Raw genomic sequence first — 24,754 nt, forward strand, 5'->3', positions numbered from 1 at the left:
GTACATATAGAGAGGAAGAAAGTAAGATGTTTAAAAAAGTTACATCGGTTGTAGCTTCTATTATAGGAGCCAGCCTGCTACTAACAGCTTGTAGTAGTGAAGAGAAAGAGACTAAAAATACAGCAAAGGCAACTGACAAGAATGAAACAAAACAATCCATTAATTTACCGTATATAGCGGAGATCCCAACAATGGATGTAACAAAGGCAACCGATAGTGAATCAATGAATGTAATGCGGAATGTGTTTGAAGGTCTGTATACACTAGGAAAAGATAACAAAGTAATTCCTGGTGTGGCAAAATCGTATGAAGTGAGTGAAGATAAAAAAACATACACATTCCATCTAAAAGATTCCAAATGGTCAAATGGAACACCTGTAACAGCTGCAGACTTTGTATTCTCCTGGAAACGTGCTGTGAACCCTAATACAGCCGCGGAATATGCGTTTCTATTCTTTGATATAAAGAATGCAAAGCGAATTAATAGTAAAGAGCTACCTGTAGATCAGCTAGGGGTAAAAGAAATTGATGATAAAACATTTGAGGTGCAATTAGAGCAGCCTGTCCCTTATTTCATTGATTTAACAACGTTTGCAACATTTTTACCTATTAACGAGAAGTATTTTGAATCACAAGGAACGCAGTATGGCTTAGAAGCAAATCAATTGGTCTATAACGGAGCGTTTACATTGGATAATTGGAAGCATGAACAAGGTTTTCAGTTGAAAAAAAATTCGAATTATTGGGATACTAAAGCAGTGAAATTAGATGAAATTAACTTTGATATTGTGAAAGATAAGTCAACAGAAATAAATTTATACGAATCAGGTCAAATTGACCGTGTAGGACTAACAGGTGAGTTTGTAGATAAATATAGAAATAGTTCTGATTTCAAAGAGCGACCTGAAGTAACTATGCAATTTTTACGTATGAATCAAAAAAATGAAGTATTAAAAAATAAACATGTCCGTTTGGCAATTAGTCAGGCGATGAATAAGAAAGCCTTTGTAGATACAGTGTTAAATAATGGCTCTCTTCCTGCAGATGGTTTTATACCCGCTGAGTTTGCTAAAGGATCGGATGGAAAAGACTTCAGGAAAGAGAATGGAGCATTAGTAAAAGATGATGTGAAGGCAGCCAAGGAAAACTGGAAGAAGGCAAAACAAGAACTTGGGAAAGAACAAGTAACACTCGAATTGCTCACGAGTGATAATGCAATAGCCAAGAAAAATGCGGAGTATTTGAAAGGTGAACTAGAAAAGAATTTAGAGGGGCTAACGGTCTATGTTAAACCGCAGCCACGTAAACAGCAAATTCAGTTGCTTCTAAATAGTGATTATGATTTAGGTGTTGATGTATGGGGACCAGATATTCCTGATCCGATTACATTTTTAGATTTGTTTACGACAGATAGTACATATAACTTTGATAAGTATTCAAATAAACAATATGATGAACTAATTCATCAAGTGAAAACAGACTTAGCTGGTGATGAAAATGCTCGTTGGGAGGCAATGAAACGAGCAGAAAAAATATTATTAGAAGATGGAGCAGTCGCACCATTTTATCAACCAGGCAGATCATACTTACAGCGTTCTTCCATTAAAGGAATTGTAACGAATGATTTTGGTGGGGAATTTAACTATAAATGGGCTGAAGTTAAGAAATAGGCCAAAAAAGGAGTCGATATATTCGAGTCCTTTTTTGGCATTGCAATTATGCATAATTACATATTTATTTATCTTTTTATATCGACAAAAAACGACATTATTTTTGATATGATTATATTAGAATCGGATATAACAATATTGGATGTTACAAATATACTGAGGGATATTAGGGAATTCTTGTTTTTTTAGAAGGGAAAATATTATGAATGAAACACTTAAGAGAGAAGATAAAGTTTCAGAAAAAACATTAAACAAATTCTTGAGTAAAATTATTGATGAAATTGATTTCCAAAGGAAAAATCAAGAGGATATCGCTAAAATAATTGGCATTTCTTCAGGAACGCTTTCGAAGAATTTAACAGGGAAAAATCAATTTGGATTTTGGAATTTAATTAGATTATTGAAGCTATTGTATGCGGGTGATATTAATAAACAAAGAAAGATGTTACACACCTTCTGTTCTGTCACAACAAGCAAGAAAAACTTGAGGATTGCTATGGAATACGCCAATGCAAAAGGTGATTTATCACTTCTTAAGCTATTAGTAGAACAGGAAAGAAAGTCTTCACTTGCAATGAATAGGGAATGGGCTTATGTATATGAATTGGTATTACTTAGAAGTAATGGGACAATTAAAAAGCAGGAATTATTATCTAAGCTTGAAGATCATAAAGGTAGTAAGATAATTAAGACAAACGAGATGAAGGTCTTATGTGGTATATTAACTTACTACACTAATTATGATTTAGAAAACTATAATTCTCTGTTCAAATATGCTGAAATGTTACTTCCAGATGTAGATGCAATTACTGATAGTTTTATTAGGTCATCTTATCTAGGCAGGATTAAAGAAGGATTAGCATATGCCTATTTAGTACAAGATAATCTTGAAATGTGTAGGAGTTTGTGTCAGGAGATTTTAGTAATAGATGACTCTAAAGATTGTTTCCATCTTTTAAGGGCATCCGCACTTGCATATATAGCAGAGTCATATACTTTCGATTGCTATGATAGTGCATCTTGGTATATGAAAAAGGCACTGAAGCAGTTGGGAGCATGTAATTTTGAAAGGGAAAAGCAAAGAAAGCTATCAATTCTTAACACATATGCTTTTATTAAGTTAGTGAATAAGCAAGAATTAGAGAATATAGTTATATATCATTCTGCAGAAAAATCTTTTTTAGAAATTATTAAGGGGAATTACAAAAATGCAGTTGAGATCCTGAGTGATTTAGAAAAGAAAAATGGGATGCTAACACCGATGCAATATTGTTATTTAGGAATAGCGAAGAATGATATTTCATTAATTGACAAGTCGATTGTGTTACTAGAGTGTGCTGGTAATAGGTTCTATTGTAGATTCCCTAAAAAAATAGTGGTAGAATTTAATAGAAATGGTATAATGTACGAGGGTGGTGCTATATGAAGAAATTATTATTTGTAGTAACAAGTATTGTTTTAGCAGCAGGAATTGTTTACACTGCTGTTGGTAGTAAAGAGCAACCAAACAATTTAGTAAAAAAAGATTCAGAACAATTATTAGCTAGAATGGGTGACCCTGGAAGTGGAATGGGTTAACCTTTAAATAATTAGAATGCGATTGTCTCATAGGAGGCAATCGCATTCGTTGTTTTTAGGGATATTTCCTAAATATCAAATTCGAAATACAAGAAAAGTTTGTGAATCATTCACAAACTGATAGCTAATACGAAATCAAATTTTTAAACTATATTGTTAGTAAGGTTGCAAAAACCCCTGTGTTATCAAATCTACTGATAACACAAGGGTTTCATAAGATTATTCCGCGAGGGCGGAGCATTGAAAATGTGTAGCCCCTTTTTACAGGCTAATATTAAACAAGTGCATTTAACTCACGTATCATATAAAATTTGCTGAAAAATAATTTTACATTCATTTGGTAAAATGCTTTTTTATGAAGTAGGTGTAGTCAATAAGAACCTCTAACACTTCTTGCTGTTTTTGTGGAGGCAAATCAGATATTGCTACTTTAATTAATTCTAATTTACTTTCGAGGGGTGCATTTCGCCCGAATAGTTCATCTATGGAGACATTATGTATTTCAGCAAGATTCATGATGGAATCTGCATCAGGATCAGCTTTCCCATATTCCCAATTTGCATAAGTAGTACGGGCAATGTTTAGGCGATGTGATATATCGGATTGGGTATATCCTTGTTTTTTTCGCAATTCAGCAAGTCGTTTGCTTAGATGGGACATATCATCACCTTTTCCTTTCTGATTTATAAAGTTAGTGTAAAACAGAAAAGGTAAATTGTGTCCTAATGACTAATAATAAGTCATAATTTAAATTAATTTGTAATAATTAGTTTAAATGTTATGATGATAGAGAAATATTTAGTGTTCTATGAGCAAAAAAACAGGAAGAAATCGAAACATTAAATCGAGTTTCTTCCTATTATATATACTTACTAAAATAATGAATTTCCTATATCTATTGTGGCCAAGCTTTGACGTCTTGTACGCTCTCTTAAATAACGTTCTGTAGTCATGATAGATTCATGCCCTAAATAGTCCCTTATTTTTTTTAGTTCAACACCCTTTTCCATTAAGTAATTAGCCATGAAATGCCTACAAGTGTGAGGAGTGATTCTATCCTGTCGGTAACGCAGAAAATCTAAATTTATTTCTTCTATTTTTTTGGCCACAAGAGAAGAGAGATAGTCCGCTCGATAATTTGATCCATCAGCTTTAGGGAGAAAAGCGGAGGTACTCGATGCATCTAGTTCTGTTGTTTGTTTACGTAAACTTCGAACATGGCATAAAGCATCCAATGTATCTTCAAAGATGCGAACTTCCCTACTTTTATTCCCTTTACCAACTACACGAAGTAAATAGGCATTTAAAGATGAATGAAAGACCAAATCTGCCCATTTAGCAGTTGCGATTTCTTCAATTCGTAGTCCTGTTGTAGTTAACAGGAAAAATGCAGTGTAAACAAAATAGTTGGATTTTTTCAGTTCATCTAAGATCTGGTTAACTTCTTCTGGGTAAAGGTCACGATTGACCAGCTCTTCTTTTTTTACGGATACTTTTTTAAGGCGACTACTAAAGTTGTCTGAGAGTCCGTTGTTATCGTACACATATTTTAAAAACTGCTGAACTACTGTTTTCTTTTTACGTAATGTAGTGGCTGCATATTTCTTACTTAATTCATAGAAGTAGATTTCCATCTCATTATGGGATAACTCCTGGATGGTTCCGATTGTTTCTTTTATGTAACGAAGAAAATGAGAAAGATCGTGCAGATACTGTTGTTTTGTTCGCTCACTTCTTTTTTTCGTTAAAGAAGGCTCATCGTGTAAAAATAAATAAACCAATGATTCTTCACTTAATTGGGAGTAGTCAATATTACGGATACCCAAACCCATAATGTTTTCAAAATGACTGCTATCAAAAAAATCTGATTTTGATTTTACAATTTGGTTATTATGTTCGTAATTTATAATATTCAAATTTAAACACAACCTTTTATAGAATGAAATATTAAACAAATATTTTTATATAAATTTTTATAATTCTAATTATACCACAATAAACTTATAATTTATCGTGGTATAAAATGAAATGATTAAAATAATATTTTTACCTTAAAATTTAACGTTTCTGTTTAGATGATATATAATGGAAATGTTAAATTCGTTTTTTTTTGTACATTTCAATCCAGATGCGGTAGGAGGAGATTTTTTTTGACTCATCTTCGTCGAAAAATTTTACAAGAAATCCATAATTTAGAAGATGCACATTGTTCAATTTGCCCTCTGAACAACCTATCAGTGAATTGTACAGATGAGCAAGAACAGGCAAAACAAAGAAACTACAAACATTGTAAAGGGTGTCCCATTTTCGATTCCATCCGAGAGAAAGGAGATCAATTGAATTCTTTGTCGAAAAAGAGTACATTTAATAAGGTACGAGAACGTTATATGGAAAATCCATTTAAATATCTGCAGTATAAGGAGTACTCAATCAAAGATGTAGTAAAAGAAACAGGTTTAACTATAAATGCTAACTTAAATATGTACATTAACGCTTGAATAAATATGTACATTTTCAATTGGATTCTCCATACTGACTCTGAGGTGGTTAGTATGTATATTAAGCTAGATATTCAAACAGAATTTGAGGTTAAAAGTCTTTCAGACTTACCAAATTTTAAAAAACTAATGGGGAACTTAAAAATGAAGATAAATAAAAGTCAATTAGCCAGAGAATTGAATGTGGATCGGCGTACCATAGATAAGTATTTGAATGGTTTTACACCAAAAGGGACAAAAAATAAAACATCGAAAATCGATACATATTATGAAGTGATTGCAGCTCTTTTATCTAGTGATTCTAAACAAATCTTCTACTACAAACGAGTGTTATGGCAGTATCTAACAGACAATCACGGTTTAAAATGTTCACAGTCTGCATTTCGTGCTTATATTAATAGAAAGCCTGAATTTAGAACATATTTTGATGAGGGGAAGCGTATTTTATCAGGTCATTCAGTGGGTGTCCGTTATGAGACACCTCCAGGAGAACAAGCTCAATTAGATTGGAAAGAAAGCATACGATTTGAAACCAAAAGTGGCGAAATCGTATATGTGAATGTAGCTGTACTTTTATTGTCCTACTCGAGATTTAAAGTTTTTCATTTGAATATTTCAAAATCACAAAGTGTTTTAATGTCATTTATGACAGAGGCATTTGAAATGTTTGGTGGTGTACCGAAGGTAATTGTCACGGATAATATGAAGACGGTAATGGATGAAGCTCGAACAGAACACTTTACAGGAACGATTAACAATAAGTTTGCCCAATTCGCTCAAGATTTTGGATTTAAGGTACAACCTTGTATCGCAGGGCGACCAAATACCAAAGGGAAAGTAGAAGCGCCAATGAAACTTCTAGACGAAATTCATGCTTATCAAGGAAGATTCACTTTTGAAGAATTACATGAATTTGTGCAAAAATTATGTGCAAGAATTAATCAAACATTTCATCAAGGGACTGGTAAGATTCCAGTGTTTGCCCTAAAACAGGAAAAGAATCTCCTACAACCACTCCCGAAGAGCGCGATAAGAGATTCCTATATGATTAAGCATAAACTTGTAAAAGTTAATACATCAGGCATGATATCTTACAAATCGAATCAATACTCAGTTCCAGCTGAATATCAAGGTAAAACCGTCGGTTTACAAGTATATGATAATCAAATATATGTTTATCATAACATGAAGTTAATTGTACAACATAAAATCAGCCAATCTAAGCTCAATTATAAAGAAGAACATTATAAAAAAGCATTGGCTAAGTCACTACCTAAATATCCGAACATTGACAATTTGGCGAAACAAAATTTATCAGTAATTGGTGAGGTATATAGAAATGAAGAATAGCTATCAACAATTAACAACAAACCTAGAGTATTTAAAATTAAAACAAATGGCACAACATTTAGGTGACGTAGTCGATTTTAGCATTAATAATGAATTATCCTTCGTAGAGACACTTGTTAAACTGACAAACTATGAGATTGATGTACGAGAACAAAATATGATTCATTCTATGGTGAAAATGGGCGCATTTCCTCATAGAAAGGAGGTTGATGAGTTTGATTTCGAATTCCAGCCGAGTATTAATAAACAACAAATCTTAGATTTTATTTCTCTACGTTTCTTAGAGCAACAAGAAAACATAGTATTTTTAGGACCTAGTGGTGTTGGTAAGACCCATTTGGCCACGTCTATTGGTATAGCAGCAGCTAAAAAGCGAACAAGTACTTATTTTATTAAATGTCATGATTTACTTCAAAATTTAAAACGTGCCAAGATTGAGAATCGCCTAGAATCTCGTTTAAAGCACTATACAAAATACAAATTACTTATTATTGATGAAATTGGGTACTTGCCTATTGATCCGGAGGATGCAAAATTATTCTTTCAATTAATCGATATGCGTTATGAAAAGCGTAGTACCATCCTAACGACCAATATCAACTTCAAGTCTTGGGACGAAGTATTCCAGGACCCTAAACTCGCCAATGCCATACTAGATCGTGTCTTACATCATGCCACGGTGGTCAGTATTGTAGGACAATCCTATCGAATTAAAGATCATTTTAGCAAAGAAAATGATTGATTTTGTACATGCTTAAACAAGCGAAAATGTACATGTTTATCTTGACATTTACAGTTTAACAAAGTATCAACTAAGAAAATTTAAAGAACAGCTAGAATGAAAGTTTCGGATGAGGTGAGATATGAGCTATTTATCTTTAGAAGAGGTATGCGATCGGGTAGGGTTAACAAAAAATCAATTAGGTTATTTAATTAAGTATAAACACATCGAACCTATCAATCTAGATACCTGGAAAGCAGATGGAGGATATTGCTTTGAAAAAGAGGATGTAAAAAAGCTAGAGGAATTATACAAAGATTGTTTAACATTAAAAGAAGCTGCTGAATTTCTAAACAAATCTAAGACATACGTTCATAATGCAGCTAAAGATGGGATGTTACCTTTTAAAGAGATTGCTAAAGGGAAATCTACTGAACGCTTGTACTTAAAAAAAGATCTGGAAATATTCAAAGAAAGAATTGAAAATAGATCAAAAGAAGAGTCGAAAGAAAAAAAGCAGCATTTAAGTCTATACCTTGATGAAAAGGTATTAGAAGCAATAAAGAAAAAGGCTGAAATGATAGGGTATAATGGCTACAAGAAGTTTGCTGAAGACATTTTAACCGCTGAAGTAAAAGAAGACATAGAAGAATAGAAATTCCAGAGAGAATAGACCCCTAAAAAAACAAAAAACGTTATAAGGGGTCTATTTTTGTTTTTAAGGAATTTATAAACTATCAGGTCTAATTGCATTACCTTAAACGCCTATGACGTTTACAAGCGAATTTGAGAGGTCGTTTTTTTGTTTGTTCAGTCAAAATTGCTGTTATTACAAAAAAAGGAACTGATTATAAGAGAAAAAGATTCACAATCTATAATATTGATATTTTTGGAAATTAAGTTGTTGTTTACTTAATAGTATAAGAGGCGCTCAATAGAAGAAAGCAATTTGATATATAACATAGAAAATAAATTACGAAAAAGAAAACTTTAAGTATACATATTTATATTATAGTAAACTAACTAATAATTGATATTAGTTAGTTTACTAAGAAACTTCTTTTTCAAATTTAAAGGGTTAATTTAATAATATCCTAATACAGTAGGGGTTATGGTATAATGTATATAGTAACCGATATGGATTTTTTACTTCAATTATTACAAGATGCTACGAAGCTATTCATAACAGTATTCGTAACAACTTATGCAAATGCTTATGCAAATAAGTTAGTTAAAAGTAATAATAAACGTAAAAGAACCACCGCGTCCGGCAAGACAAAAGGTGGTTCAAAAAGAAAATAACTAAAAACTTGCAACCAACCACCTTACAGCGGCAGTTACATATTGGACGGGATGTTTCCAGCATCCTGTCTTTTTAGTTTATGCAATTTAGTTAAGTGCTATACTTTATATACATTAAATATGCATTCAATATATATCTAATCTACAGTAAACATACCATATATTTATTTTTTGGTCAATAAACAAGCAATCATGATTTCATTCAAAGTATATGTGGAGTAAATTACAAAATCCTAATTCTATTCACAGTATACTAAAATAACGAGATAAGTCTCCCTTATTTTAGTATACTGTGAATAGAAAGAAAATTCAGAACTTATATTGCGATGTTTATAGTATAGAATTCATTAGAAATTTATACATCATGTAAAAAGTACACATTTACGAATCATGTCTGTACCCCCCTACATTATATGCTGTACATTTCAGAGTTTGAAAAGTTTCAAAAATGGCTTATAAGTAATCGACTGGTGTTGAAGATGGTAAAGTAGTCACAAATATATATGATGTTCCCTAGTTGGAATTAATCCTTCACGAATATTCATAGTAACGTCTCTCGGTATCGTATTTAGTCTTTACGCTTTAATAACTTGAGATTAAAGTACTAATACCTGTTTTAGTACTTTAATGATTAATGAAAATATATAGCGTTTATTTATACTCTTCTAATTATCATGCAGAGAGATTAATCACAATTTTTTCTCTTACATCAAGAAATATAACTAGGAGAGTTTTTCTGTTTTTGTTAAAAAATCATAATTATGGTTTCTTTATTAGAAATTAGTAATTTCTCATTTGCCTTTTATTTAATTTATTTAGTAAATCGATTTGTAATATTGTATTGCGATTTAAGCTGTTTTTTGAAATTACTCTCTGATTTTATATTTATATATCAAATTTTGATTAAATCATTATTTCTTAGAGATTTATTATCTGTTAAGAATAGTGATGTAGTGGGACCCCCTATAAGGCGACAAACAATAATCATACCAAATACTTACTCATTATTATGCATATCAAAATAAAATTTTAAGAATTTACGTAGTATTTCAGATTGATTATCTTTTCGCCATGCAAATGACGCTTCAATTGCTATATTTATATCTTCAACTTCTCTTTGTACAATACCACTTAATGGGTAAAGTGATGAGGGGAACAAAGCAATTCCCATACCATTTCCGACTAACGATGAAACAGTTTGAAGATCATTAGCTTGCATAATGATTTTTGGTGAGAATTCCACGTTTTTGAATAGGTTCATAAAAGTATCATAATAAAATGGGGCTGTTGATTTAGTTGCCATAATAAAGGGTTCGTTCACCAAATCACCAATATAAATTGCTTGTTTAGAAACCAGAGGGTGATTTTCAGGAAGTATTGCCTTTAAGCATGCCTTTTGGATTGGTTTTACATGAATTTTATTGCTATTTATCGGGGCAGCTATTATACCTACATCAATTCTTTTTTCATGTAAAGCTTTAACTTGAAGAGGTGTACTTAATTGTTGTAATACAATCCCAATCTCAGGATATTGTTTACGGAATTCTTGAATAGGTTGAATAAGGTCTTGTACGGAGCCACTAAATCCCATTACAAGCTCGCCTTCAAAGCCGGTAGAAGTTAATCTGGTGCTAATACACGCTTGTTCAACTTGATCAAGGATTTGATAAGCTCTATTTAGAAACACTTTTCCAGCACTTGTTAACTCAACATGCCGCTTTGTCCGGTTAAATAATTTCGCTCCAATTTCCTCCTCTAATTCCCTTATTTGCTTACTCAGAGGTGGTTGAGCAATGTGTAGTTTTTCCGCAGCTCTACTAAAGTTAAGTTCCTCTGCCAGTGCTAAAAAATATCGGATGTGTCTCAGTTCCATTTCCTTCCCTTCCTTCCAATCATTTATACCTAAAAGATATTAATAAGATACTTTTTAGGTATTTCCTATAATTATTAATATTATTTAATATTAAGTCAAGGTAAGTTAGTTGCTATTAACATAGAAATTCAGAAGAGTCTCTTCAAATAAAAGCTTTTATGTTAATTATTGTTGAGTTCATTCAAGTATTTTTATTCGAATTACTTTCAAAAATTTGATGCAATCGAAGGCAAGCAAGCTAAGAAAACGAAGAAGGAACGTGATGCAAAGTAGGAATTTAATTTGAGGAAAAGGAAGAGAAGTCTCTAAATGAATTTCATACGACAGCCTTACATTTAAAAATATACTTTTGTTTAAAATAAACTTTATATATTACATTTTGTTGAAGGCAGGTAAAGCTATGTATCGATTACTTGGAGTTATTTTTGGCTCTGTCATTACAGCACTTTCTTTTAATCTTTTCCTAGTTCCACATGAAATTTTAAGTAGTGGAATTAGTGGCGTTGCAATTATCATTGGAATCTTAACACCTTTTAATATAGGGATGGTAAACTTTTTATTGAATTTACCAATTCTTATTGTGGGATATGTTAGCCTAGGAAAACGATTTATAAGTTACACAATTGTCTCAGTTATTACATTTTCAGCAGCATTATATGCTATTCCTATACATGCATTGACAAGCGATGTACTACTCTCATCATTATTTGGTGGTGTAGCTGCTGGGGTTGGTATTGGGATAGTGTTCAATTGTAATGGTTCAACAGGTGGATTTGATATTATCGGTATGTTGCTTTCACGAAAAAAAGATATTCAGCTTGGTAAATTTTTAATCGTACTTAACACGATTATAGTTGTTATTTCTGGATTGTTTTTTAATTGGGATATTGCTTTAAACAGTTTATTATCCATTTATGTTACTGGAAAAGTAATTGATGCAATTCATACAAAACATCGGAAAATAACTCTGATGATTGTAACAGATCATGTAGAAAAGATGAAAGAAACACTTCTCTCTAATTTTGTACGAGGTATAACTTTGCTAAATGGAGAAGGCGCATACTCAAATGAGAAAAAACATGTATTAATGACGGTAATCTCTCGAGAAGAGCTATCTGGAATTAAAGCTATAATTTCTAAAGTTGATCCACAAGCGTTTGTAAATATAACAGAATCAGCAGAAGTATTAGGTTTATTTAGAAAAGGATAAAATACTCTAAATAAAACAATGTAAAGAGGGAAATTTCAAAAAGGTTAATATATGTGTTTGTTGTCCGCTACTAATGTTATTTTTCTTTTAGTTATCGTTTAACTTCCGAATTTTAATAGTAATACATTATTTCAATTCAACCCTTATTAGTAATGGCTGCACATATAGGAATTTGATTTATTAAATTTGGAAGACTAAAGAGGAACTCTTATAAAAGAATAAGGTGTATTAAGAGAGGATATAAAAAAATAATTATAAATTTGTCTATTTACTCAAATTATTAGATTACTTTTCAGGTGAGGATGATAATGATATGAAAAAGAAAACAGCATTAATGAATTGCACAGTTATAAACGGTGATTTGAATCGAAAAATAGAAAAAAACATGGTTATTCTCATCAATAAAGAAGGAGTCATAGAAAAAATCAAAAATATTGAAGGAATGATTGTCCCCAGTGATTACGAACAAATTGATATCAAACACCAATATGTTATGCCAGGACTTATAAATGCACATGCGCATTTATTTTCTGATGGAATCCCCACAGGACTAACTTTTAGTGAAGATGTGCTGAATTTTGGAATTAAGTTATTGGATACAAGATTCGGAAAAAAGTTTATTTATAATAGAATGAAGAAAAATGCTCTAGTTGCATTAAAATCTGGTGTAACCACAATGCGCTCTGTTGGAGAATTTTTTTATCAAGATGTGAAACTACGCGATGATATACAGGCTGAAAAAGTTATTGGTGCCGACTTATTGGTCTCAGGTTTCTTTATTAGTGCTACAGGTGGCCATGGTGCACCCTATTTAACACTGGAGACTGACGGTCCTTGGGATGGTGTGAAGAATGTACGTAAAAATGTACGCCAAGGTGTTGATTTAATTAAAATTTGTGTAACTGGTGGCGTAACCGATGCAAAAACGATTGGCGAAGCAGGGAGAATTCAATTAACTGAAGAAGAAGTCTTAGCTATATGTAAAGAAGCACATAAAATTGGAATGATGGTTGCAGCTCATGTAGAGAGCACTGAAGGAGTTAGGATTGCTTTAAAGGGCGGTGTAGATACAATTGAACATGGTGCTCAAATGGATGATGAAATTATCTCTCTTTATAAACAAAATCCAAATGCTTTACGAGGATATACTTCACTTATCCCGACATTTCAAGCTGCTTATCCATATGCATTACTAGATAGAAGTAAAACAAACATTAATGATGTACTTTTTGAAAATGCAAAAATTGTTTATGAAGACATGTTAATTAGTTTTCAACAAGCCATTGAGAATGAAATTAGTGTAGGAGTCGGAAACGATGCGGCAATGGCCTATGTATCGCACTATGATTTATGGAGAGAGTTAGATCATATCATTCGCTTTGGCGGTATTACCGAAGAAAAAGCAATACATTTGGTGACTAAAAGTAACTCGGAGATTTTAGGGATCGATAAACAAGTTGGTACAATAGATGAAGGGAAGAGAGCAAATTTATTGGTACTACCTAGTAATCCTATCGAAAATATTAAAAATTTATCAAAATTAAGTATAGTAATTAAAAATGGCATTGCATTTGAAGACTTAGGTGTTAAAAAGAACGAAAAATTGGATCTTGTATTAGATTTAATTTAAGAGCCTTCGTATTAACTTCTTTAAACAGTTACTTCTCACATACATGTTTTATTTAAACAGAAATAAAAAATAGAGTCTCAAGAACATGTTTCTGAGACTCTATTTTTTGAAACAAATAATCTGTACTCTTCATATTTACAGCTTAATTTGCTTTGATATCAAAGCATCACTACGATATACCAATCTTGACTTATGTAATTTAAATACGATTACCATATGGTATGTGCGTTCATACCGTTTCCAATAATTAGAATAAATATTGGGAATAAAACTGGCCCTAAGGTAAGTAGGAAATTTAAAAGTATAAGGATTCTATAAAACCAGGGATAATGTTGGTCATTTTGATTTGCAAATACTAAAATAACTAATGAAAATAAGTTTGTTACATATAAAAGTAGCATTAGAAACCAATAATTTGTCATTATACTAAGACTCCATGCTCCTAATAATTCGTGTATTATGCCAAAGGATATTCCTAATACTGCAAAACTAAAGGAAACAACTGCAATTTTTTTAAGAACTTTAGTAAATATTTTATCATGGGGATTTTGAGGATATAAACTTATGATATTAAATAAAGATAAATATCCCATTAAAATCCCTGCCCCATACAATAACAGGTCTCCATTAAACTTAAAAAAACAGAATAACCCTGTTAAAGAAAAAGCAAAGGAAATACATATTTTTTTTAACACCGGTTTCATTATATTTTCACATCCTTAAAATTTCAATTTATAATTATTTCGTTGCTGTTGAATTCAAATTACCTTTGTGTACATACTATTCTTTACAATTTATACTCTACATCTTTTGGCACGATTTTTTAATATTTAATTATAATATTTTATAGATTCTTTAGCGGTAATTTCCCATGAAAATTTAAGAAATACTATTTTAATTTTTCATATTGTGTATGCACTGCTTATAGCAGGGTAAAGAAATTTAAAAATCAACTAGAATTAATTATAATAGAGTCCACATTAACATAAGGTTAATAGTATGTAAATATAATTAAATAGGAGTTATTTATATTTTTGGTTTAAAGAGGACTACTTATTAAAAATATATTATATAATTTTAAAATTATTAATAACAGTTAGATTTATAAGGAAAAGTATATAAACCAACTGGCAAAACCGGTACTACACAGACCGTGTATGACAGAGAAAGTGAGAAAGGTAGAGATGAAAAAGGATTGCGTAGAGAATGTTACAATTCAACATTAGCAGGTTATAAGATATATGATAATCCTGAAGCTGTATTTTCTGTTGTTGTGCCGTGGATTCAAGAGGAGAAATCAGGTATTAATTGTGCAAATGGCAAAGATATATTAGATGCTTATTTTAATTTGAAAAATCAACGATTAAATGGAGAAACTGAAAAAAATTAATGGTTTAAAAGATAAGTGAAAAACGAAAAACGAAAAACGTCTCTAGTATTTAAATGAGCTAGAGACGTTCTTGTGTGTTTTCTGCATTTTAATTTCAATTACTACAAGTTGATATTTCGGCATCTTCTTTTTGCCAAATGTCAACTTATGATTAATCAAAATATATTTAATTGGAACATCTAATTAAGAAGTTGCATTATATAGAGTGGAAATGTTTTTCTTCCACAAAATTTATATAGTCTTGGTTAATTGAAGAAGGCTGCGGAAACAGTCGTACTTCAAATGAATGCTTTTGTTTTAATTGATAAGCCGTTGTTAAGAACTCGAAGAGAAACATCCTTTATTATTGTAAGTAATATCTATTGGATTATTTTTTCAATAGTAGGCATAACAGCAATTGGTGGTAATTATGCAGTCCAACCAACTGCATATACGTTTAATTTTTCACCTAATGTGTAGTGTTCACTATCAGAAACAGGCACTCTTAAAATTTTATTCTGAAAAACTAAATCCCACCAATTATGTTGATAAATAAGTGCTTCATCTTTTGTAGAAGTAGCAGCAACCACTAAATAATTGTTATCTATTGAAATGACATATCCAGTAAAAGGCTCTTGCTCTTGGTTTTGAATAGAATGAATAGGAGTATTAATCTTATTAGAATCTGCAAAGGCTGGTGTTAATCCGAAAGTAAATCCACATCCTAATGTTAAAGCTGTTACAGTTGTTACTAATTTTTGTTTTTTGTTAAATATAATATATATCCCCCTTATATTTTATCCCTACACTATCCACATTCCATTAGCAAACATATAACTCAACGAATCTGTCACAATAATTCTATTAATTGTAATATTACCTATTTATAGGGGTTATTTTTTTTTATAATTCACTAGGTGAACTATTATTGTTCCTTTCATCTAATGATGAATGTATGCCCTTCCTTAATTGTATATATGTTTGATTTTATTGATGAAGAGGGAAGATATCCCTCTCTTTTTTTGTCTTTTATAAAGAAATTTATTTCTCCTGCTAAATAAAAGTTTATAAAAGGAGGACGCCTTGACTATTTTATTCTTCTGCTTTTTGCATCATAAGAGGGTATTATTCTCTTATGGAAATAGTAGAAAGTATCTATACTAAACATTAGCAATTTTTTATAAGGATATTATCAATATACAATTTATTTTAAAAATGATAAGTTGAATGTAAGCGATATATTTTAAGGAATACAATTAAGAGAAATGCACCTTTGTTACTACAAATAATTTCATAGTGGTTTTTTACTATAATTATTTAAGGAGGCATTAAAAAAATGAAACAAATTAATTGTTCTGTTATTATGAAGAAATTTATGGGTGTTACATTAGCTAGTGCCATTGGTTTTAGTGGTTTTGGTATTTGGGGAACAAGTGTTCATGCTGAAGAGCATACAAATGATATTGCCATAAATCAGATGGTGAAAGCGGAAGATATGTCAATCAAACAATTACAAGAAGCAATTCAACAAAAAAATGATCCATTTATTAATCAGGTGAAAATATTTATAAATAACCATTTTCAAGAAGCGGAATTTTTGTGGGGAAAAATAAGTAATCAATTAAAAACTACTATAGTAGATTTATTAATAGGTGATGAAAAGGATTATTCTAAGAAGGTAGATGCTGGTCTTAAAAACCATTTTAAAGAAGTACCTGCCGTATTAAAATTAGCTAGTCCTGGGTTTGTAAAAGATTTAATTAAGTTACTGAATTATTTACCAGAGTAAGTTAAAGAAAATTTTTTTAGTAATAAGAATGGAAATAATTATTATGTATTTGGTTGTAATTAAATAAAAGGGCATGATTTTAATTAGAATCATGCCCTTTTATAATATAGTATTATTCTTTCATTTTTCCTTTTTTTGATTCCTCTTCCATAATTTCAGTAGCTTTTGCAGATTTATCTTGATCTATGTTTACCTGAAATTCATAGTTCCAATCTCCTTTTGTTTTTCCTATTCTATCAATTTGTAACTATATTTTAATAGTATTTGGTAAGATATAAGATTTAGGACCAGAAATTTGAATGACTCCCTCAGGTTTATCTATCATTCTATACATAACACTATTTTTATCTAACTCAGGAAGTTGAATAAAATCATCTTCTCCTGTCGAATAAGCTTCTCTAGGTAATTCTTTTAAATTATTATCTTTAACATAATCCTTACCGTGCTGAAGCGTAGAATCTAATTTTTTATTAGAAATATAATTTATCTGCGCGAAAGGACCAGTTTTAGTAAATCCCTCTCTAATTTAAGTTTCTGGGTAATAACCTGGCAACTTATAGCTTGGGTTTGTTTACCTGTTTCCCATCTTTTTTTTCATCTTCATAAATATCTAATCTAGTTGTATCAAACTCATATGGTACTAAATTACCATGTTTATCTTCAATTCTAAAATGGATATATGTTCTTAATTTTTCTATATACATTTCATCAAAAGAAATAGTAATTACTTTGCTTGTTACTTTTTCATTCAGTGGAGTTGTTAAGCCTTCTTTGGCAGAACGATTCACCCATAATGGAAGTGTGTTTGTGGTCGCAAAAAATGATGTATCTTTATTAAATACAGCCGGTTGTTTATCTATTTTTTCTTCTTTTGGAGCTTCTTTTTGTTCCACAATTTTATCTTTCTGTATGATTTGATTTACCGGTTCTTCAGCCTTTGCATTCAGTAATGAGAATGTTGATACTCCCATTACAATTGCAATTCCGAATGCAGACCAACGATATGATTTTTTATTGAATTTTTTAATCATTATAATTCTTCTTTTCAACAAGTGTAGGGAGAAAGGGAGAAAACCTTAATGGATGAGGCCGCTAAATTTTTTATGTAGAGAAAAAAGGAATTGAATAATGGAAAATACATTTTTTTATTGTATGCATAAAAATGGAATACCGATAGAAGTTAGTGCAAAGTTTACAGATTTACGAATAGAAGAAATACGAAATATCTTAAAGAAAATTGAGCTTTTGATTGCTACAGCTTGTGTAGCGATCTTCTCATGAAGTAAAGACACTTTTTCGAGTGCCTTTACCGTAAACCATTTTTCTATAGATTTTGATAGTAAGTACAATAAAATTCATTTAACTTTAATATAACATATTGTACTTCTTCTGGGTCATTTTTTTCGAGCATTTGTGTTATTGATAAATAATACAAATTTGTATTTAATTGTTGCAATTTCATGGTCATTCTTAAACCTTTAAGTTCATCTAACATTAAATGATATCTTTTAGTATCTTCAAAATTACTAGGGGTGTTTTTTTTAATAATATGCTCGCAATCTACAATTAATTTTATAAATTCATAATCATTTTCCATGCTGGCCTCCTAGAGATATTTCAATGTAGCCAATTGTTATTTACGTTATTAATCCAATATTGAAGTGCTCCCCCTTTTCTATATTCTTGCACTGTATCTGTCCCATTTAGATATTGAGTTTGAGGAGCTGTAAATCCTTTAAGCATTTTAATCCCCTTTGGTACTTGAATTTTATATACTGTATTCAATGGATTTCCCCATGCTTCTAATACAGCCAACTCATTTCTAGTTTCTTTAATACTTCTCGCCTTATCTCCCCACCAATAACCAAGACCGTATTTAGACTCTGGTTCCCCAGATTTACTTCTTCTATATAGGGTAAGTGGCTGATTAGTCTCCACAATTTCTATTTTCAACTCTTTAAACGCTAAAACATCTGAATTTGTTCCTTTGAAATCAAAATTTAAAAAACCAAAATTACGTATTAGTTCTCTCTTTAATGGCGCGCGTTCCATTATGTTTAGATTTAAACTATCCATTTTGTCTAAGGCTAGATTAATCTCTTTAATTGACCAGTTAGTAACATCACTATTCTTAATATAACTAATTTTCTCTTTTACATTGGTATTATCATTAAAAACATTAGCTATCTGATCAACTTTATTTAAGCCGATGTTATTTGTCTCTGCATGTATATTTGAGAATGGGGACAATAATCCGAATAAAACCAAAAGTAGTGTAATAGAAAGATATTTTTTCATATTATGTAATTAGCTCCTAACAATATATTATTTAAAAATTTTAATGTATAAAACAAACGGAGTGGATTTTAAGCTTAGAAGCCATCTATCCATCAGCATGTGTATAAACTATTCTTATTTGAGTAGTTCCAACTTCATTCTTTTCTAGTGAAGATTGGGAATTACTAATTTGACATATACTTAACTTTTTCAAAGAATTCTTTTAAATGTACAAATTCCGCTCCATCTCCACATGTTGAAAAAATATCTTGATCTACATGGAAAACGTTTTAAAAAGAGTGAACGCTTGTTTTTTCTTTTATTTCATCAATTTAATGGGAAAGTATCTGTAATGAAATAGGGAGCTTGCCAAACAATTCACTGTAAAATAATAACTGTTGTTCTGTATACGCTAAGATACCTCTTACAGGTGTAAAATTACCATTCGGTACACCCACTAGACCAGATATACCATTTTTCATTTCATAATAAGTTGTAATCATATCTTGTATAGTCTCATTTGAAAACATTTTTTCTTGAAATTCTTTCATAGCATGTTCTTTTAAACTCATATCAACTGCTCCTTAAATTAAGGTTTATTTTTGATTTTTTACTAGAAAAGAAATACTAAACATTAATAAAAAAGCTAGTGTTACCAAAAGTGGTAACGTTATGAATTTTAAAAACTGAAATTAATCGCTGAGCAGTCTTCATATTAATGACAAAAAGAACTCATTTCATGTATTATTTGTATAAAATAATAATGTTAACAAGCTCATTTCTGAAAAATACTTAATAATCATTTACAAAAATCGTTACCATTATGGATTCATTTATTACTAAATACTCAACATCTACAGGGGCAGTAGCTACATTCTTAGTTAAATATACAACAGTTGAGGAGTTGGTGAGTGCTTTATTTACGAAAATGTAATATTGCATACTAATTATTATTGATAATTAATCAAACTTGTAACCATAATGATTACAAGTGATAGTGCAAAAATAGCTACTCACATATCATAAGAATGGAGATATTATAGGATGAACATAAAGAAAGTTGTGTTAGCAAGTGCACTAGGATTGGCAGCATTGGCAAGGACAAACATACTAGGATTAGAAGCAATTAAAACAAACACGGTAACTATAGATGGATATGAAATTGGGCATGTTGTAGAAGTATATAATGGGTCTGATGCAAATTATGTAATGTTTGAATACACTGGTTTGAATGGAAAAAAGTTAGAGATGGCAGTGTAATTACATGATGATAAACAATTTCATATTAGAGATAAAGTAAAGGTTCATATAGTTAATGCTGTCAGAGGGATCTCTTTTGGTGATTTTGTGGTACTTGGTGAGATTTAAAAAGTAAATAACTAATTAAGTTTGATGTCTTTATAGTAATCATGTATGTTTTAAGTCTATTAATTAAATTTGTTATAAAAAGAAAATATCCTAATTTAAAACACGAAAGATGTATATAAACCTCTTGGCTTTCTATAAGGCTTATGCGTTGTTAACGATTCTAGTATTGGATGGAATCGGAGTGATTAAATTATATGCATTTTTCACTTTTATGTCGATAAATAAATGCATATGTAAAAAATAAAAAACTAAATTAATTTTTAAGTTGTGTTCTAAAAAACTATTCTTCTGTCAGAAACTAGATCCTTGGTAATGTTAATTTCGATGCAGAAAAAAATCCATTCCTTTTTGTAATTTCATTCAAAAGTATAAATGATTAAGTAGTGATTTGCGATTCTCATAATCATGAGAAAAACGCTAGCTTTTCATACTGGAGTGACCCCTGAGAATGAGACGATAAAAACACCTCTCTAAATCGTAAGTATCAGTTATGATTTTAATGGAGGTGTTTTTCGAAAGGGGAAAAAGGCGCATTATCCTGCCGAAATAAAGTGGAAAGTAGTTGAAATGAAACACCAAGGATTCAAAAATAAAGAAATTATGGATGCCTTAGGAATTAGATATGTGGCCCAAATTAAAACTTGGATGAAATAGTATCGTGAATGCGAAACCTATCGGTTTGAACAATCTATTGGAAGACAATCTGCACATGGAAAAGGCTTAAAAAGGTTAACAGAACTTGAACAAAAAGAATTAGAAATACGTTATTTAAAGGTAAAGATTATATTGCTGGAAAAGTGCCAAGAAATCTTAAGAAGGTGGGAGGAAAAGAAGAAATAATGATAAAGGAATGGCAATCAATTTTTACAATTGCAGAACTGTGTTCCATATTTAATATTTCATGTGCTACTTATTATCGTTGGAAAAAGCAGGAGAAAACAGTAACTAACCATGAAGAAAAAACCATAATAGAAATATGTCAACATCATAAATATCGGTATGGATACCGTGGGGTTACAGCTTGTCTACGTGATCAATTTAACATCGTAATAAATCATAAAAAAGTATTACATATCATGAGAAAATACAACGTATTATCTCGGGTTAGAAAAAAGAAAAAGATATTTGTGCTCGGTCATGAACCAGTGGTAGCTAAAAATAGAATACAACGGAGATTTAAAGCTATCAAGCCTAATGAAAAATAGTTCACTGATATCAAGTATTTGATGTTCGGCAATAAGACTCTTTATTTTTCATCTATTATAGATGGGTTTAACAATGAAATTGTAAGTTATAAAATAGCTGAGACACAGGATGTTTCTCTTGTATTAGATACTCTAAAAGAGGCTTTAAAAAAGCGAAATGTGCTTGATACGATTTTACATTCGGATCAAGCAAAGGTGTATACATCAAAACAATTTCAAACATATTCCAAAGAAAAAGGTATTATCACAAGCATGTCTCTTACAGGAAACTGCCATGATAATGCCCTCATAGAATCCTTTCATTCTCATTTAAAATCCGAAGGATTCTATGCGCAAAAGATAAAACAATCGAATAATGCTAGTATAATACAAACTGTGGATGAATACATCCACTACTATAATAATGAACGGATTTAGAGAAAATTAGATAATATGTCACCTATAGCTTATAGGAAACATGTTATCTAGGTGTTTTTTCTTTGTCTCAACAAATGGGGGCAGATCAGTTCACTTCAATTACACGGGAATTGGTTTTTTTGGTGTCTTTGGGTTTTAGAGTTATTGACAGCCTAAAGGAGATTCGTTTCTTTCTAATTTAGTAGAACTTAAATAGAAGGAAAATTTAAAATTAACTGTATGAATCTTTGCATATTTTCAAATTAAATAACAAAAATGTAAGGATATAGGTTATAATAGGTGATGAAACATTCTCCTGTTCCTATGTTTCTATTGATTGTTATTTTTATCTGTTTTGGTGCGAAATCTGTTGATTGATTTTGCACCCCCCTTTTATTTTTTAATTTATATACAAAAAACATAAAGATTGCTGGTATAATGATTGTGTCTGTAATTTCTTTTGATTCATTTACAAAGGGCAATTCCTGTTTAAAAGGAATTGCCCTTTTGTGCGCCTTTTATAAATTTATATAAGTATATGTGATTTTTTGTTAAAGGTTCCAATGCTAAAATTTGAATATTAATTTACTTTCATTTTATTAATTTTAAGCGTTTTTAGAAAAATAGATATTTCCGTGAGGAAAATATACATTCAGAACGCAGGAATAAAAGGATTTCTACGCCCGACCTTTGCCGCCCTCTAGTTTTCGCAGTACGGAGTGGCCCACTGACCATAGGAAGCACTTTAGGGGTCACCATACATGCTCATCAACTCAAGAGCGGAAACAAAATGAACTTTTGTTCATATGAACTAAAAAACGCTTAAAATATTTGATGTCCTTAAAAGTAAGTATACCGAATAAACCCTAACGGGTTTCATTTTTAAAAAATTATGCAACTTTCTTTTATTTTCTCAATCCACTATACTCATAGACAGCACCCATATATCAAAGACAGTTTTCTTCTCATATCTGTGGGATTCCCTCTGTAAAAGGTTGAACGGGCGGGTTAGAATCTTTGTTATCTCTTGGGTGTTTTGCTGTATTGCTTAATATAGCAGAAATAGATGATCTTGGATTATCCCAACCGCTTTATATTCGCTTAATTCTCTTTTCTTCTTTTTAGAAAGTAATTGACGCATTTTAAACATAGAAGAGGAACATAGGAAAATAGCGATTAGCTTTCCATGTAATTGGCACTCTATTCGTTCTTGTTTTACATTACGATATGGTCTATCTTGAAGTGTGATTTATACGTCTTAAAGACAAACTCTATTGTTTCGTGCTTGATTAGGTTGTGCGACCTCTATTTTATCAAACTTAATTCAAATCCTACACTGTGACAACTGGAAGATTCGGTTAAGGTTAATTAGCCTTGGTTGCAATGGACATTCGTTGTGGCTGTGAAAGATGAGACTACTGGATACAGTTCGGCTGAAAGTAACAGCGAGGACAGATGAGGTGTTTGATATTGATTTAAAATAAAGTTGTACTATTTAGTAAAGAAAAGGGTGCGCTCTTAGTATTAAGGGCATCTTTTTCTTTATTGGATAATTTGTATTCAAATTAAGGTGCAATTGATAATTGTATATAATCGATGCGATTGAAATTTACTTTTAAAACCCACGCAATAACATTTCTAATGTCCGCTAATGCGTATTGCGTGATTTGGTTCCATTGCTACACAGACCCCAAAGTTAATTAGTATTTAGCAACAACTAATTTGCGTAAAAATGATTTGTCTAACTTTTATTTTTTTTAGGGATGAAGATATAATGAAACCGATATAAAAAAATAATTATGTCCTTCATTTTTTCTAAAACAGGGATGTTTTGTTTTTTTTTTAACTAGGTGGAAACAGGATATTGAATTGAGTAGGTGTATTAATGGTTTTTCTATCTCTATACATTATAATAAATTTGTATTGTAAAAATACATACGCTACACTATTTACTAAATTAGTTATAAGGATTGCAGGTATTTCCTTTAGTTTTAAAATATTTGAAATAGCATTCGGTATCATATACCAACTATTAGGAACATGGAGTCTCGGTTTAATGGCTAAATATTGGCTACTAATGCTATTAGTATATAATAAACCTAATAGCATTAATTATTTTAGTAGTTGAATATCATCATGACAAGTACTATACCAAATTATTTAGGCGTCTTATACTTTTAAACTTATTTCTTACCTTAGGTCCGGTATTTTATCCACTGTTTCTTACTTTTTTGGGAAATGGTATGAACATTAGCACAGGATGGTAATAGTATTTAAAATGCACAAATGAAGATAGACATAACATAATGACCTCTTAACATAAAAATACCACATATTTCAAGAAAAAATTTTACTAAAATATGAAGGTATGAGATCTTATATACTTAAAGAATGTGTTTAGAAAATTAAATAAAAACACATTCTTTTTTAATTGTTAAATTTCACTAAAAATTATTGTTTAAAATTATTTAATTAAGTTAATTATATTTCGAAACTTTAATTATTCTTTAATATCATT

23 protein-coding genes and 4 pseudogenes are annotated in these 24,754 nt (G+C 30.7%); 17 read left to right on the top strand and 10 right to left on the bottom strand.

What is annotated here, in order from left to right; genetic code table 11:
* Positions 1-26 precede the first annotated feature (26 nt).
* From QCI79_RS32060 to QCI79_RS32070, 3 genes are all read left to right on the top strand, one after another.
* Positions 27-1,670 carry a peptide ABC transporter substrate-binding protein gene (locus QCI79_RS32060; RefSeq protein ID WP_021727862.1) on the top strand — a complete coding sequence of 548 codons (1,644 nt, stop codon included), beginning with the start codon at positions 27-29 and terminating at the stop codon, positions 1,668-1,670.
* A gap of 202 nt (positions 1,671-1,872) precedes the next feature.
* Positions 1,873-3,096 carry an AimR family lysis-lysogeny pheromone receptor gene (locus QCI79_RS32065; RefSeq protein WP_021727863.1) on the top strand — a complete coding sequence of 408 codons (1,224 nt, stop codon included), beginning with the start codon at positions 1,873-1,875 and terminating at the stop codon, positions 3,094-3,096.
* Positions 3,093-3,248 carry a hypothetical protein gene (locus tag QCI79_RS32070; protein ID WP_021727864.1) on the top strand — a complete coding sequence of 52 codons (156 nt, stop codon included), beginning with the start codon at positions 3,093-3,095 and terminating at the stop codon, positions 3,246-3,248. The genes QCI79_RS32065 and QCI79_RS32070 overlap by 4 nt, the downstream gene beginning before the upstream one ends.
* A 333-nt stretch (positions 3,249-3,581) precedes the next feature.
* Here the strand turns inward: QCI79_RS32070 and QCI79_RS32075 are convergent, their stop codons facing one another.
* Positions 3,582-3,908: a helix-turn-helix domain-containing protein gene (locus tag QCI79_RS32075; protein WP_023901702.1), complete on the bottom strand. Its 327-nt coding sequence runs from the start codon at positions 3,906-3,908 to the stop codon at positions 3,582-3,584.
* A 212-nt stretch (positions 3,909-4,120) separates the two neighbouring features.
* The gene (locus QCI79_RS32080) at positions 4,121-5,164 is read right to left on the bottom strand and encodes a tyrosine-type recombinase/integrase (RefSeq protein ID WP_021727866.1); all 1,044 of its coding nucleotides are present in this window, start codon (positions 5,162-5,164) and stop codon (positions 4,121-4,123) included.
* Positions 5,165-5,398: 234 nt separating this feature from the next.
* Between QCI79_RS32080 and QCI79_RS32085 the strand changes: the two genes are divergently transcribed.
* From QCI79_RS32085 to QCI79_RS32105, 5 genes are all read left to right on the top strand, one after another.
* Positions 5,399-5,746: a zinc-finger domain-containing protein gene (locus tag QCI79_RS32085; protein WP_048549299.1), complete on the top strand. Its 348-nt coding sequence runs from the start codon at positions 5,399-5,401 to the stop codon at positions 5,744-5,746.
* A 54-nt stretch (positions 5,747-5,800) separates the two neighbouring features.
* On the top strand, positions 5,801-7,096 hold the full coding sequence (gene istA / locus QCI79_RS32090; protein WP_000275580.1) for an IS21-like element IS232 family transposase: 1,296 nt from the start codon (positions 5,801-5,803) through the stop codon (positions 7,094-7,096).
* Positions 7,086-7,838 (top strand): IS21-like element IS232 family helper ATPase IstB, encoded by a 753-nt coding sequence (istB, locus tag QCI79_RS32095; RefSeq protein ID WP_000798699.1) that lies wholly within the window; start codon positions 7,086-7,088, stop codon positions 7,836-7,838. The genes istA and istB overlap by 11 nt, the downstream gene beginning before the upstream one ends.
* 121 nt (positions 7,839-7,959) lie before the next feature.
* On the top strand, positions 7,960-8,472 hold the full coding sequence (locus QCI79_RS32100) for a helix-turn-helix domain-containing protein (protein WP_023901704.1): 513 nt from the start codon (positions 7,960-7,962) through the stop codon (positions 8,470-8,472).
* Between the two features lie 464 nt (positions 8,473-8,936).
* A complete protein-coding gene (locus QCI79_RS32105) occupies positions 8,937-9,119 on the top strand; it encodes a hypothetical protein (RefSeq protein WP_021728294.1) in 183 nt (60 codons plus the stop codon).
* 997 nt (positions 9,120-10,116) lie between these two features.
* On the opposite strand, the gene QCI79_RS32110 is transcribed toward QCI79_RS32105, so the two are convergent.
* Complete coding sequence (locus QCI79_RS32110) at positions 10,117-10,992, bottom strand: LysR substrate-binding domain-containing protein (RefSeq protein ID WP_021728293.1); 876 nt, start codon at positions 10,990-10,992, stop codon at positions 10,117-10,119.
* Positions 10,993-11,392: 400 nt separating this feature from the next.
* Here QCI79_RS32110 and QCI79_RS32115 point away from each other — a divergent pair, with 400 nt between their 5' ends.
* Positions 11,393-12,202 (top strand): YitT family protein, encoded by an 810-nt coding sequence (locus QCI79_RS32115; RefSeq protein WP_021728292.1) that lies wholly within the window; start codon positions 11,393-11,395, stop codon positions 12,200-12,202.
* Positions 12,203-12,515: 313 nt separating this feature from the next.
* Positions 12,516-13,832, top strand: a complete 1,317-nt coding sequence (locus QCI79_RS32120; RefSeq protein ID WP_021728291.1) for a metal-dependent hydrolase family protein — start codon at positions 12,516-12,518, stop codon at positions 13,830-13,832.
* A 209-nt stretch (positions 13,833-14,041) separates the two neighbouring features.
* Here the strand turns inward: QCI79_RS32120 and QCI79_RS32125 are convergent, their stop codons facing one another.
* Positions 14,042-14,536, bottom strand: coding sequence for a DUF3902 family protein (locus QCI79_RS32125; RefSeq protein WP_021728290.1), 495 nt, complete (start codon positions 14,534-14,536; stop codon positions 14,042-14,044).
* Positions 14,537-14,949: 413 nt separating this feature from the next.
* Between QCI79_RS32125 and QCI79_RS32130 the strand changes: the two are divergent.
* A pseudogene (locus tag QCI79_RS32130) lies at positions 14,950-15,222 on the top strand (penicillin-binding transpeptidase domain-containing protein); the annotation flags it as partial.
* A 249-nt stretch (positions 15,223-15,471) separates the two neighbouring features.
* The gene (locus QCI79_RS32135; protein ID WP_140161410.1) at positions 15,472-15,681 is read left to right on the top strand and encodes a hypothetical protein; all 210 of its coding nucleotides are present in this window, start codon (positions 15,472-15,474) and stop codon (positions 15,679-15,681) included.
* Here the strand turns inward: QCI79_RS32135 and QCI79_RS32140 are convergent.
* Positions 15,630-15,977, bottom strand: a complete 348-nt coding sequence (locus tag QCI79_RS32140; RefSeq protein WP_044129470.1) for a hypothetical protein — start codon at positions 15,975-15,977, stop codon at positions 15,630-15,632. The genes QCI79_RS32135 and QCI79_RS32140 overlap by 52 nt on opposite strands.
* A 560-nt stretch (positions 15,978-16,537) precedes the next feature.
* On the opposite strand from QCI79_RS32140, the gene QCI79_RS32145 reads away from it, so the two are divergent.
* Entirely contained in the window at positions 16,538-16,990 is a 453-nt protein-coding gene (locus QCI79_RS32145) for a hypothetical protein (protein WP_021728287.1), read from the top strand.
* Positions 16,991-17,544: 554 nt separating this feature from the next.
* Here the strand turns inward: QCI79_RS32145 and QCI79_RS32150 are convergent.
* Positions 17,545-18,021, bottom strand: coding sequence for a hypothetical protein (locus QCI79_RS32150; protein WP_021728286.1), 477 nt, complete (start codon positions 18,019-18,021; stop codon positions 17,545-17,547).
* A 97-nt stretch (positions 18,022-18,118) separates the two neighbouring features.
* Between QCI79_RS32150 and QCI79_RS35095 the strand changes: the two genes are divergently transcribed.
* Entirely contained in the window at positions 18,119-18,271 is a 153-nt protein-coding gene (locus QCI79_RS35095; RefSeq protein ID WP_023901227.1) for a hypothetical protein, read from the top strand.
* 43 nt (positions 18,272-18,314) lie between these two features.
* On the opposite strand, the gene QCI79_RS32160 is transcribed toward QCI79_RS35095, so the two are convergent.
* The 3 genes from QCI79_RS32160 to QCI79_RS32170 all read right to left on the bottom strand — a co-directional run bounded on the left by QCI79_RS32160 (position 18,315) and on the right by QCI79_RS32170 (position 19,839).
* A complete protein-coding gene (locus tag QCI79_RS32160) occupies positions 18,315-18,587 on the bottom strand; it encodes a hypothetical protein (RefSeq protein ID WP_021728285.1) in 273 nt (90 codons plus the stop codon).
* Positions 18,588-18,607: 20 nt separating this feature from the next.
* On the bottom strand, positions 18,608-19,288 hold the full coding sequence (locus tag QCI79_RS32165) for a hypothetical protein (protein ID WP_021728284.1): 681 nt from the start codon (positions 19,286-19,288) through the stop codon (positions 18,608-18,610).
* A gap of 311 nt (positions 19,289-19,599) precedes the next feature.
* Entirely contained in the window at positions 19,600-19,839 is a 240-nt protein-coding gene (locus QCI79_RS32170; RefSeq protein ID WP_021728283.1) for a hypothetical protein, read from the bottom strand.
* A gap of 472 nt (positions 19,840-20,311) precedes the next feature.
* Between QCI79_RS32170 and QCI79_RS32175 the strand changes: the two genes are divergently transcribed.
* Both QCI79_RS32175 and QCI79_RS32180 read left to right on the top strand, forming a co-directional pair.
* Positions 20,312-20,527, top strand: a complete 216-nt coding sequence (locus QCI79_RS32175) for a F0F1 ATP synthase subunit alpha (protein WP_021728282.1) — start codon at positions 20,312-20,314, stop codon at positions 20,525-20,527.
* 675 nt (positions 20,528-21,202) lie between these two features.
* Positions 21,203-22,257, top strand: a pseudogene (locus tag QCI79_RS32180) (IS3 family transposase).
* An 884-nt stretch (positions 22,258-23,141) separates the two neighbouring features.
* Here QCI79_RS32180 and QCI79_RS32185 read toward each other — a convergent pair.
* Positions 23,142-23,511 (bottom strand): annotated as a pseudogene (locus tag QCI79_RS32185) (IS4 family transposase); the annotation flags it as partial.
* A 551-nt stretch (positions 23,512-24,062) separates the two neighbouring features.
* Between QCI79_RS32185 and QCI79_RS32190 the strand changes: the two are divergent.
* Positions 24,063-24,503, top strand: a pseudogene (locus tag QCI79_RS32190) (DUF3902 family protein).
* The last annotated feature ends 251 nt before the right edge of the window (positions 24,504-24,754 follow it).

The sequence above is a fragment of the Bacillus cereus group sp. MG1 genome (genome assembly GCF_040460035.1).
In the GTDB taxonomy this organism is placed as follows: Bacteria; Bacillota; Bacilli; order Bacillales; family Bacillaceae_G; genus Bacillus_A; species Bacillus_A cereus.

What these genes read in the sequence shown, in the direction of transcription:
- istA (WP_000275580.1), top strand. Translation starts at nt 5,801, where the DNA reads ATGTATATTAAGCTAGATATTCAAACAGAATTTGAGGTTAAAAGTCTT.
- QCI79_RS32065 (WP_021727863.1), top strand. Translation starts at nt 1,873, where the DNA reads ATGAATGAAACACTTAAGAGAGAAGATAAAGTTTCAGAAAAAACATTA.
- QCI79_RS32105 (WP_021728294.1), top strand. Translation starts at nt 8,937, where the DNA reads ATGTATATAGTAACCGATATGGATTTTTTACTTCAATTATTACAAGAT.
- QCI79_RS32175 (WP_021728282.1), top strand. Translation starts at nt 20,312, where the DNA reads ATGAACATAAAGAAAGTTGTGTTAGCAAGTGCACTAGGATTGGCAGCA.
- QCI79_RS32165 (WP_021728284.1), bottom strand. Translation starts at nt 19,288, where the DNA reads ATGAAAAAATATCTTTCTATTACACTACTTTTGGTTTTATTCGGATTA.
- istB (WP_000798699.1), top strand. Translation starts at nt 7,086, where the DNA reads ATGAAGAATAGCTATCAACAATTAACAACAAACCTAGAGTATTTAAAA.
- QCI79_RS32160 (WP_021728285.1), bottom strand. Translation starts at nt 18,587, where the DNA reads ATGGAAAATGATTATGAATTTATAAAATTAATTGTAGATTGCGAGCAT.
- QCI79_RS32110 (WP_021728293.1), bottom strand. Translation starts at nt 10,992, where the DNA reads ATGGAACTGAGACACATCCGATATTTTTTAGCACTGGCAGAGGAACTT.
- QCI79_RS32120 (WP_021728291.1), top strand. Translation starts at nt 12,516, where the DNA reads ATGAAAAAGAAAACAGCATTAATGAATTGCACAGTTATAAACGGTGAT.
- QCI79_RS32070 (WP_021727864.1), top strand. Translation starts at nt 3,093, where the DNA reads ATGAAGAAATTATTATTTGTAGTAACAAGTATTGTTTTAGCAGCAGGA.
- QCI79_RS32170 (WP_021728283.1), bottom strand. Translation starts at nt 19,839, where the DNA reads ATGAGTTTAAAAGAACATGCTATGAAAGAATTTCAAGAAAAAATGTTT.
- QCI79_RS32145 (WP_021728287.1), top strand. Translation starts at nt 16,538, where the DNA reads ATGAAACAAATTAATTGTTCTGTTATTATGAAGAAATTTATGGGTGTT.
- QCI79_RS32115 (WP_021728292.1), top strand. Translation starts at nt 11,393, where the DNA reads ATGTATCGATTACTTGGAGTTATTTTTGGCTCTGTCATTACAGCACTT.
- QCI79_RS35095 (WP_023901227.1), top strand. Translation starts at nt 18,119, where the DNA reads ATGGAAAATACATTTTTTTATTGTATGCATAAAAATGGAATACCGATA.
- QCI79_RS32125 (WP_021728290.1), bottom strand. Translation starts at nt 14,536, where the DNA reads ATGAAACCGGTGTTAAAAAAAATATGTATTTCCTTTGCTTTTTCTTTA.
- QCI79_RS32150 (WP_021728286.1), bottom strand. Translation starts at nt 18,021, where the DNA reads ATGATTAAAAAATTCAATAAAAAATCATATCGTTGGTCTGCATTCGGA.
- QCI79_RS32075 (WP_023901702.1), bottom strand. Translation starts at nt 3,908, where the DNA reads ATGTCCCATCTAAGCAAACGACTTGCTGAATTGCGAAAAAAACAAGGA.
- QCI79_RS32100 (WP_023901704.1), top strand. Translation starts at nt 7,960, where the DNA reads ATGAGCTATTTATCTTTAGAAGAGGTATGCGATCGGGTAGGGTTAACA.
- QCI79_RS32060 (WP_021727862.1), top strand. Translation starts at nt 27, where the DNA reads ATGTTTAAAAAAGTTACATCGGTTGTAGCTTCTATTATAGGAGCCAGC.